The sequence below is a fragment of the Streptomyces griseocarneus genome, assembly GCF_014655595.1.
Classification (GTDB): Bacteria; Actinomycetota; Actinomycetes; order Streptomycetales; family Streptomycetaceae; genus Streptomyces; species Streptomyces griseocarneus.
In genome coordinates, this window is record NZ_BNBL01000011.1 from 198,631 (window position 1) to 208,682 (window position 10,052).

A 10,052-nucleotide genomic window follows, 5' to 3' on the forward strand; every position below is an offset into this window, starting at 1 on the left:
CTGGTCCAGTGCTGTTGGCGGCGGGGGCGTCACGCCGAGAGCGTGCGTCCTTCCGCGTAGGCGAGCCCCGGGCAGACGACCCGTACGACGCAGAAGGGCTCGGACGGCTCGGAGAGCCGGACGGCGAGGGGGGCGTGGCCGGTGACGTCCACGAGCCGTCGCGTGACCGCCGCCAGTTCCTGTTCCATGTCGTCGTAGCCGTCCCCGTGGCCGCGCAGGGCGTCGTCGACGTGCACCCCCTCGGCGTGGGGGTGGAATCCGGGATCCGTACTGGCGTCCCGTGCGGTGTCCTGGTCCGAGGGGATGTCGTCACGGGTGGCGCTGATCTCCGTCAGCCGGGTCTGCACGGCTTCGGTGAGCGCACGGGACAGGGCGACGTCCGGGTCCATGTGGGTGCCGGCGCCGGCGCACACGATGGGGAAGAGGGGGGACCAGACGAACGCGGCGAACGTCGGAATGCCGAACCGGTTGGGAATGCAGGAGACCTCGAACTCGACGCCCGCGTCCGTCAGCCGTCCGGTGAGGGCGCGCAGGTGCTCGTCGCGGATCGTCGCCGGGTTCACCGGCAGGCGTCCGGCATCGGTGCGGGAGGGGTGGGCGGCCAGCACGTCGCGCTCGACCGCTTCGTAGAGGGCGTGCAGGCACGCCTCGGCGAAGGTGTTGCCTGAGGCGAGGCCGGTGCTGCTCGACTCGAGGACCCGGGGGCGCCAGAAGTGCTCTCCGCTGTACGAGAGCCGGACGAGGTCGAGCGGGACGGGTACGGAGCGGTCGTCGGCCAGTGAGCGCGCCCGGACCCAGGGCAGTTCGAGCTGCCGGATCCACTCGCCCCGCTCGCGGACGTTCAGGTCGGTCAGGTCGTAGGGGAGGTCGAGGTCCGCGGCCGCCGCGACGAAGGTCTCCAGCTCCGGCCGCTCGGCGTGCCACAGTTCCACGGACTCCATGACCGCGGAGAGTTTCGCCAGGATCGGTGTGGCTCCCTTGCCCTGGGAGACGGCGAGGGTCTCCGAGCCGGGCCGTACGGCGAGGAAGACGGGGATGCCGATGGTGTCGAGGCGGGTCACCTCGGCGACCCGGGTGATCCCGTAGTGGCGCAGCCGGGGTTCGAGCCGCGCCCAGGTGGTCTCGGGTGCCACCGCCCGGTGGGTGCCGGGCAGTCTGACTTTAGGCATGGCCGTGCTCTCCGCTCGTCTTCGCCGCCCGGGCGCCGGCCAGATAGCCGATGACGAAGGGGCGGAGCGCGCCGGTCGCGTGGGCCGGAGAGGGGAAGCCCCTGCGGCCGCACTCCGTGGCCAGCCCGCCGTCGGTGCCGACGCCCCAGATCCGCGCGAGCAGCGTCGCGCAGACGTCTTCCTTGATGTGCGCGAGGCTGCGCCCGGGGTGGGTGTCCAGGTGGTGTCGCGTCCGCTCCAGCCAGTCGGCGCCCCGGGCCCGGTCCCGTGCCGATTCCCCGCGCAGCAGCAGATCGGCCTCATGGGGGTCCGCGAGGTCGGGCAGCGGGCAGATGACGGCGGTGATGCGGCTCCTGAGCTCCGGGTCGTCGAGCCACTCGGCGGCCCGGGGCCCCAGGTGGCGCAGCACGTGCGCCCGGAAGCCGTCGGGCGAGCCGGAGGACGCCGGGCCGGAGGAGTGGTGGAGGAAGTCCCACCAGACGTCGGGGAAGCCGGGGTTGAAGATCTGCTGGTAGGCGAGCCGCTGGTGCAGGGACGACGCGGCCGTCGCGAACAGGTTGCGCCAGCGGCGGTGGTATTCGGTGCGCCAGTCCCGTTCGCCGCTCCCCGTCCGGGGGGTCGCCTCGCGGGGCAGGGCGTCGAGCTTCTCGGCGAGTGCGAAGGCCTCGAGGGCGTCGGCCCGCTTCTGGTCGAAGGCGTGGGGGTCGGCGCCGAGCCGTTCGCGGTACCAGTCGGCGAACGCGGTCTGGCCGCACTCCCGGGCGATGACCAGGACGCGTTCAACTGTACGCAGCGGGTAGTACTCGTGCTCGAGCCGGGCCATCATGGGCCGGGCCGCCTCCTGGCGCAGGATTCCGGCGTCACACGCGGCCTGGAAGGCGGTGTGGAGGTTGACCAGAGGAATGTTGATGCCGACGAGCGAGCCCGTCTCGCCGTGGGCGACGCTCACCGCGTCGTCCCCGTCGAAGACGCCGGTCCGGTACCAGTCGTAGACCCTGCCGACGCCTATCATGCCGAATTCATCGAGTTCGGCCGCACGCAGGGCGCCGATGCTGGCGGCCCCGAGCACCGTGATTCCCCGCGCCATGGCGTCGAGGATTTCTTTGTGCCGCACCGCCAGGCGGTGGTGGTAGATCCCGTCGACGACAACGACGACGTCTCCGGAAGCGATTTCGTCCGAGAAGAGGTCACCGTGCCCAACGGGCCCGTGCCGGACTAATTCCGGGTGCTTTTCCATGAGAAGAGGTTCGGGGCACGACGGCCCGACGAACACATGAACCGCCATGCCCTTCCCCTTTTTCATCGGCGTGCCGGCCGAACCCCGTGAGGTGGTTCAGTCAGCACAAACGCCTGATGACGGCGTCAGTTGCGGATCTCGGTGTCGGCGATGATCAGCGGCTTGTCCGCGAACAGACCCTCGAAGTCCCCGCCGGTAAGAGCCTCGAGCTCAGCGGTCGTCATGATGTCAGCCATGCTTTTCTCCCAATCGTCAATTGAGGGAAGTGCCAACGCCATTGTGGCGCCATCTGCACGCTACAACGAGGAATTATCACGCGTCCAGAGCGATTTCACTATGTCCGCTTTTCCGGGTTCTCGATCAACTGATTGCCCTTGCCCGGCCATCCCGAATGTCTTTTTGGCCGGGGTATTCCGGACCCGGTGAGGGCGAAGAGAGGAGGGGGGAGGCCGGCGGCCTCCCCCCTCCTCCCCGCTCCCGGCGCGTGCGTCAGGCATTGCCTCCGTCGGTCTCGCGCCGCAGGTGCCCGGCCCCGTCCAGGCTCTTGGTGCGGATCAGCTCGGTCACATGGCCGACGAACGCGTCCAGGGGCATGGGGGTCTCCTTGCCCGAGCGGTCGCGCACGGTCACGGCACGCTCCTCGGCCTCGCGCCGGCCGACCACGACGATCAGCGGGATCTTGCGGGTGACCGCCGTGCGGACCTTGGCGTTCAGGCGGCCGTCACCGGCGTCGACGTCGGCGCGGACGTCCGCGTCCAGGAGGAGGTCGCGGACCTCGTTCGCGTAGTCCGTCAGCTCGTCCACGATCGGGATGACGCGGACCTGCTCCGGCGCCATCCACACCGGGAACGCGCCGGCGAAGTGCTCGGTGAGGTACGCGGTGAAGCGCTCCTGGGAGCCCAGGGGGGCGCGGTGGATGACCACGACGGGCTTCTCGGTGCCGTCGGAGTCGTGGTAGGTCAGCCCGAAGCGCTGCGGGGTGTACAGATCGACCTGGTTGGTCGACGCGGCGAACTCCTTGCCCGTCACGGCGCGGATCATGAAGTCGACCTTCGGGCCGTAGTGCGCGGCGCCGCCCCTGTCGATCTCGAACGGGATGTCGGACTCCTCCATGGCCTCGCGCGTGATCCGCTCGGCCGTCTCCCACATCACCTCGTCGTCGTGGTACTTCTCCCGGTTCGCGGGGTCGCGCAGCGCGAGCACCATGTAGAAGTCCGTGATGCCGAGCGTGCGGTAGTAGTCCGCGTGCATCCGCATGACCTCGAGGAACTGGTCCTTGGCCTGCTCCTGGGTGCAGTAGATGTGCGCGTCGTTCTGGGTGAACCCGCGGGTGCGCATGGTCCCGTGCAGCTGGCCGCTGCGCTCGAAGCGGTAGACCGTGCCGTACTCGGCGATCTTGTAGGGAAGGTCGCGGTAGCTGTGCGGCCGCGCCTTGTACACCATGTGGTGGTGCGGGCAGTTCATCGGCTTGAGGTAGTACTTCTCGCCGTCGATCTCGATCGGCGCGTACAGGTCCTCGGCGTAGTACGGCAGGTGGCCCGAGAGGTAGTACAGGTCCTCCTGGGTGATGTGCGGAGTGACCACCCGCTGGTAGCCCAGCTTGCGTTCGGTGCGCCGGGCCCAGCCCTCGAGCTCGTCGCGGACGATCGTGCCGTTGGGCAGCCACAGCGGCAGGCCGCGGCCGATCTCCTTGCTGAACGCGAACATGTCCAGGTCCTCGCCGATGCGGCGGTGGTCGCGCTTGGCGGCCTCCTCCAGCGCCTTGAGGTGGGACTTGAGCGCGTCGCGGGTCGGCCACGCGGTGCCGTAGATGCGCTGCAGCTGGGGGTTCTTCTCGCTGCCGCGCCAGTACGCGGCCGCGCTGCGCATCAGCTTGAAGGCCGGGATCAGCCGGGTGGAGGGCAGGTGCGGGCCGCGGCACAGGTCGGACCAGCACACGTCGCCGGTCTTCGCGTCGACGTTGTCGTAGATCGTCAGGTCGCCGCTGCCGACCTCCATGACCTCGCTCGTGTCCACGTCGCCCTTGAGGTCGACCAGTTCGAGCTTGTACGGCTCGCGCGCGAGCTCGTCGCGGGCGGCGTCGAGCGAGGGGAACTCGCGGCGCCGGAAGCGCTGGCCGGACTTGATGATGTCCTTCATGCGCTGCTCGACGCGCTCGAGGTCCTCCGGCTGGAACGGGCGCTCGACGTCGAAGTCGTAGTAGAAGCCGTTCTCGATGGGCGGGCCGATGCCGAGCCTGGCCTCCGGCCATTCCTGCTGCACGGCCTGGGCCAGCACGTGGGCCGTGGAGTGCCGCAGCACGTCCAGCCCGTCCCGGCTGGACAACGCGACCGCCTCGACCTCGACTTCGGCGTCCGGGGCCCAGTCCAGGTCGCGCAGCGTGCCCTCGGGGTCCCGCACCACCACGATGGCGTTCGGCCCGTTCATCGGCAGCTTGGCAGCGGCCACGGCGTCGGCGCACGTCGTCCCGGCCGGGACCACTACCGTGCGTTTGGTCTCTTCGGCAGGACGGGATGCAGACACGGCAATCTCTCCTCATGAGTCAGCGCCGCCCGGCGACGCTGGGTACGGAACCGCAATGATCACGCAAGTGTAGTGGCGGCCCCTGACGCCGATTCACCAGATGGCGGGGCCAGTTCACCCATCAGGAGCTCGACGCGTTCGAGTGCCCGGCCGGCTTCCGCGTCCGGCGAACCGACCTCGGGATCGAAGTTCGGATCGAGGAAGACCTCGGTCAGTCCGGTGCCCGCGAGCACCTCGAGATCGTCCCTGATCTTGTCGACGGGGCCGGTCAGCGCGGGCTGGTCCGCGCCCGCCGACGGACGCAACCGGACCGGGGCGCGGCAGACGAACCGCAGCGCCCCCGGATCCCGTCCGGCCTCCTCGGCGGCCTCGCGCACCGCGGCGATGGCGTCGCGGATGGCCGCCGGGGCGGCCTTGCTGCTGGCCACCCAGCCGTCGCAGAGCCGTCCGGCGCGGCGCAGCGCCGCGGGAGACGCGCCGCCCAACAGGACCGGGGGGTGCGGCGACTGGGCCGGCTTGGGCTCGAACCGGGCGGCCGGCACGTGGTAGTACGGGCCGTCGTGCCGGACGAGTTCGTCGGTCCACAGGGTCTTCAGGCAGGTGACGAAGTCGTCGGCGCGCCGGCCCAGGTCCTTCCCGGTCACGCCGGCGGCGGCGTACTCCTCGGGTGCCCAGCCGTTGCCCAGCCCGACGTCGAGCCGGCCGCCGGACAGCAGGTCGAGCGTGGCGAGTTGCTTGGCCAGGACGGCGGGTGTGTGCAGCGGCATGATGAGCACGGCGACGCCGAGCCGGATCCGGGTGGTGTGCGCGGCCAGGAAGGACAGCGTGACCAGCGGGTCGTGGACGGCGCGGTTGGCCTCGCCCCAGGAGCGGTCGGGGGCTCCGAGCAGCCGCTGGTAGGTCCACAGCGAGGCGTAGCCCAGCTGTTCGGCCAGCCGGGCGACGTGGACGAGGTTGGCGGGGGTGGCCCAGGCGCCCGAGACGGGCGCGGCGAATCCGGTCTTCACTTCATGCTCCCGCGAGACAGCCGTGGAGGAGGTCGAGGTCGCGCAGCGTCGTCAGGAACGCCGCGTCCTTCTGCAGCCAGTGGTGCTTGATCTGGGCTCCGGCGGCCCCGTCGCGGAACCGCCGCTCGGCGACGGTGCGGAACGCGCCCGGCAGCAGGGGCAGGACGCGCAGCGGGCGCAGGCGGCCGCCCCGGCGCTTGTCCGCGTACTCGACGTTGACCTCCTGGAGCGCGTCGTCGATGCGGCGGGCGGTCTCCCTCAGGTCGAGGGCGTCGTGCCCGTCCGTCCATTCGACGGCGATCAGGTAGTGCGGCGGGGTGCCCCAGACGGGGATGCCGGTGAAGTCGGGGTGGGTGGCCCGCCGGCAGCCCAGCACGCGGGTCACCGCGGCGTGGACGTCGGACTCGGTGACCTTCTCGCCGGTGAACGAGCTCTGGAAGCCGGCCCTCCCCAGGAACTCCAGCCGGGGCGTGGCGCCGATCCTGTCCACCACCCGGTAGACGTCCCCGACGTCGTAGCGGTAGAGGCCGTTGGCCTGGCTCATGACCAGACGGTAGTCGGCGCCGGGTTCCAGCGCGTCGTAGCCGAGGGTGGGGGTGTCCGCGGGCAGCGGCTTGCCGTCGTCGAGGTCCTGCCACGGCACGAACTCGAAGTGCCCCTGGTTGACGGCGAGCGGGCCCGCCGACGGGTGGTCGTCGACGGGCAGCGTGACGATGCCCTCGGTGCCGGTGGTGCTGAAGGGCAGGGTCGCCACGCCGGGCGCGAGCTGGGACAGCCACGGCCGGTAGAGCGCGGCGGAGGCGGAGTTCCAGGAGACCATCAGGCGCAGGGTGGGCCACAGGTCGGTGAGCAGCGGGCGCCCGCCGGCCCAGTCGAAGACCGTCGCCAGCCTGCGGGCCAGCGCGGGGTCGGCGGCCCTGACCCGGTCGCGGCCGTCGTGCAGGTCGCGCACCAGGCGTCCGGCGTTCTCCCGCAGCGTCTCGGCCAGCAGGACGATCTTCGAGGGGTTCACCGAGACGATCAGCTGGAGTTCGCGTCCGGCCAGCCGCAGGAGCTTGTTGTACAGCAGGTCCACCAGCGTGGGGGCGTCGGGGTCGCGGGCGAACCAGTCCGCCGCACGCCACGGCGGGTTCCAGTCGTCCGGGTCCTCGGACAGGGGGCGCTCGCTGATGCCGTAGACGGAGAAGCCCTGCCGCCGGTGGCGTACGGGGCCGGGTTCCCAGGACAGGTCGAGGACCTCCTCTCCCCCGAGCCGTTCGGTGCCCAGCTGCTCGAAGTACAGGCCCCACTGGGCGTAGAGCGCGGGCCCCCGGTAGGTGCGGCGCCAGTGGTGGGTGGTGGGGACGAACTTGGCGCGCCCCGTGGTGCCGGAGGTCCGCAGGAAGGCGTAGGGGTCGTCGGCGGTCAGCACCCGGGGTTCCCCGGCGAGCTGGCGGTCCACGTAGGCGGCGAGCCCGTCGTAGGTGCGGATGGGCACCGCGTCCTTCCATTCCCGGGGCGTGCGGACCCGGGCGAGGCCGTGTTCGCGGCCGAAGGCGGTCTCCCGCGCCCCGGTCAGGATGTCGTCGAAGACCCGGTCGGCCGCTTCGTCGGGCTGCGCGCAGATCTTGCGCTGCAGCGTCAGCGCGTCATGTGTCCTCGCGAGAAAACACTGGTGTGATGCGGTCTTCTCCTCAGAAGCCAAGGCTCTCTCCCCCTAGGGTCGCGCCGAAGCACGGTTGAGTTCACTCCACACGGACGACGACCTTTCCGAACGCCCGTCGCTCCTCGATTTCGGCGACCGCCTCGGGGGCCCGGGACAGCGGGAACCGCGCGTGCACCACCGGCTCCAGGGCGTCGGTGACGACCAGGTCGAGGAGCGTGTGGAGGTCCTCGCGCCGCCAGGCGTTGGAGCCGAGGATGTCCAGCTGGCGCGACCAGACGTAGCGCAGGTCGGTGGTGGCCTCGTACCCGGTGGTCGCGCCGCAGGTGACGATGCGGCCGCCGCGGCGCGCGCAGCGCAGCGAGAGGGGCCAGGTCTCCTTGCCCTGGTAGTCGACGACCACGTCGGCGCCGCCGTCGGTGAGTTCGCGGACCCTGCCGCGTACGTCCTCGGTGGCGACGTCGATCGTCGCGGCCACGCCCAGGGCACGCAGCCGGGCGAGCTTCTCCGGCGACCGGGAGCAGGCGATCACCCGGGCGCCCGCCCGCAGGGCGAGCTGGGCGCAGGCCACGCCGACCCCGCCGGTGGCACCGAACAGCAGCAACGTTTCACCGGGTTGGAGGCGCGCTCGGGTGAACAGCATGCGCTGTGCGGTGCCGTAGGCGATGGGCAGCGCCGCGTACCGGGCCGGGTCGGTGTCGTCGGCGGGCAGCGGGAGGGCGTTGCCGGCGGGCGCCACGACGTGCTCGGCGAGCCCGCCCCAGTGGTGCTCGCCGAGGATGCCCCGTCCGATCATCGGATCGAGCAGCACGCGGCGGCCCAGGAGCCGCTCCCCCGCCTCGTCGGTGGCCTGTTCGACGACGCCGACGACGTCGCCGCCGGACACGTGCGGCAGTTCCAGTCGCACACCCGGCAGTCCGTTGCGCACATGGATGTCGAGGTGGTTGAGCGCGCAGGCCTCGACCCGCACGCCGATCCACCCCCGGGCCGGCACCGGCCGCTCGACCTCGTCGAGTTCGAGCCGCTCGGGGCCGCCCCAGGCGCGGATGACCGCCGCCCGCATCAGCCGTGTCACTCCCCTGTCACCTCGCGGATGGCCCGGAACAGCGTGCCGGTGAGGAGGCGCAGGTCGTCGTGGCTCATCGACGGCGAGGGCAGCATCGTGATCACGTCGCCGGGGACGGCGTTGACCAGGACGCCGTTGTCCCGGGCCAGGGTGCACACGCGCTCGACGATCCGGTCCTGGGGCGGGAAGGGGGTGCGGGTCTCGCGGTCGGCCACGAGCTCGACACCGGCGATGAGCCCGAGCTGGCGGACGTCGCCGACGTGGCTGAGCCCGCGGAACGGCTCGAGCTCGGCGGTGAGGACGTCGGCCAGCGCCCGTGCGCGGCCCAGGACGTCCTCCTTCTCGTACAGGTCGAGGCTGGCCAGGGCGACCGCCGCCCCGAGCGCGTAGCCGGAGTAGGTGCTGCCGCTGAGGAACGCCCCGCCGCGGAAGGCGTCGAAGATCTCCTCGGTGGCCAGGGTGGCGGACAGCGGGAGGTATCCGCCGGTCAGCGCCTTGCCCACGGTCAGCAGGTCGGGGGTGACGCCCTCGGCCTCGCAGGAGAACGTGGTGCCGGTGCGGCCCCAGCCGGTGAGGACCTCGTCGGCGATGAGCAGCACGCCGTGCCTGCGGGCGATCTCCGCGACCTTGGCCAGGTGGCCCTCCGGAGCGGTGATCACGCCGGCCAGGGCCTGCACGCGGGGCTCCACGATGACGGCGGCGATCTTTCCCTTCTCGCGGACGAGGATCTCCTCCAGCGAGTCCGTGCAGTCGAGCTCGCAGCCCCCGCCCGACTTGCCGACGGGACACCGGTAGCAGTCGGGCTGGGCGAAGGAGAGGGAGGGGTAGAGCAGCGGCTCGTAGGTCTTGCGGATCATGTCGACCTGGTCGTTGTTCACGCCGCGCAGGCTGATCGTGCCCAACGTCTCGCCGTGGTACCCGTTGGCCATGGACACGAAGGTCGAGCGCTCCGGCTCGCCCTTGGCGACCCAGTACGCGTACGCGGCCTTCAGCGCCGTCTCCACCGCGGTGGAACCGGACTCGGCGAAGAAGACCCGTTGCAGTCCGGGCGGGGCCATGTCCGCCAGCCGGGCGGCCAGTTCCACGGCGGCCGGGTGCGAGACGCGGTACAGCGTGGTCTCGCCGGCCTTGCGGGCCTGGGCCACCAGGGCCTCGACCAGCTCGGGGCGGCCGTGGCCGTGGAGGTTCATGCCCATCGACGAGCGTCCGTCGAGGTAGCGCCTGCCCTCCGGGTCGATCAGCCAGCATCCGTCGGCGCGTTCGACGACGAGCTGGTCATTGGCCATCCAGTCGTCCATCGGCGTCCAGGGGTACCACATGTGCTCGCGGTCGAGCCTGCGCAGCCGGTCGACGTCCGTCTTCTCCACTGGGAGTCCTCCGTTGATGGTGTGTTCAGCGATCCGGGGGG

At 71.3% G+C, this 10,052-nt stretch carries 7 protein-coding genes; all 7 read right to left on the bottom strand.

What is annotated here, in order from left to right; translation table 11 throughout:
* Positions 1 to 29: 29 nt before the first annotated feature.
* The gene (locus IE295_RS26040; RefSeq protein ID WP_190066201.1) at positions 30 to 1,169 is read right to left on the bottom strand and encodes a YcaO-like family protein; all 1,140 of its coding nucleotides are present in this window, start codon (positions 1,167 to 1,169) and stop codon (positions 30 to 32) included.
* Positions 1,162 to 2,406, bottom strand: coding sequence for a TfuA-like protein (locus IE295_RS26045; protein WP_190066202.1), 1,245 nt, complete (start codon positions 2,404 to 2,406; stop codon positions 1,162 to 1,164). Before IE295_RS26045 ends, IE295_RS26040 begins: the two co-directional genes overlap by 8 nt.
* Before the next feature lie 489 nt (positions 2,407 to 2,895).
* Positions 2,896 to 4,833, bottom strand: a complete 1,938-nt coding sequence (gene thrS / locus IE295_RS26050; protein WP_263453800.1) for a threonine--tRNA ligase — start codon at positions 4,831 to 4,833, stop codon at positions 2,896 to 2,898.
* A gap of 155 nt (positions 4,834 to 4,988) precedes the next feature.
* Positions 4,989 to 5,936, bottom strand: a complete 948-nt coding sequence (locus tag IE295_RS26055; protein ID WP_190066204.1) for a TIGR03619 family F420-dependent LLM class oxidoreductase — start codon at positions 5,934 to 5,936, stop codon at positions 4,989 to 4,991.
* A gap of 1 nt (position 5,937) precedes the next feature.
* Positions 5,938 to 7,620: a GH3 auxin-responsive promoter family protein gene (locus IE295_RS26060; protein ID WP_190066205.1), complete on the bottom strand. Its 1,683-nt coding sequence runs from the start codon at positions 7,618 to 7,620 to the stop codon at positions 5,938 to 5,940.
* Positions 7,621 to 7,660: 40 nt separating this feature from the next.
* Positions 7,661 to 8,653, bottom strand: coding sequence for a zinc-binding dehydrogenase (locus tag IE295_RS26065; protein ID WP_190066206.1), 993 nt, complete (start codon positions 8,651 to 8,653; stop codon positions 7,661 to 7,663).
* On the bottom strand, positions 8,650 to 10,052 hold a 1,403-nt coding region (locus IE295_RS26070), incomplete at its 5' end, for an aminotransferase family protein (RefSeq protein ID WP_229923000.1). The genes IE295_RS26070 and IE295_RS26065, both read right to left, overlap by 4 nt.

Coding starts and splice junctions, on each gene's coding strand:
- IE295_RS26045 (WP_190066202.1), bottom strand. CDS start 2,406: ATGGAAAAGCACCCGGAATTAGTCCGGCACGGGCCCGTTGGGCACGGT.
- IE295_RS26040 (WP_190066201.1), bottom strand. CDS start 1,169: ATGCCTAAAGTCAGACTGCCCGGCACCCACCGGGCGGTGGCACCCGAG.
- thrS (WP_263453800.1), bottom strand. CDS start 4,833: ATGAACGGGCCGAACGCCATCGTGGTGGTGCGGGACCCCGAGGGCACG.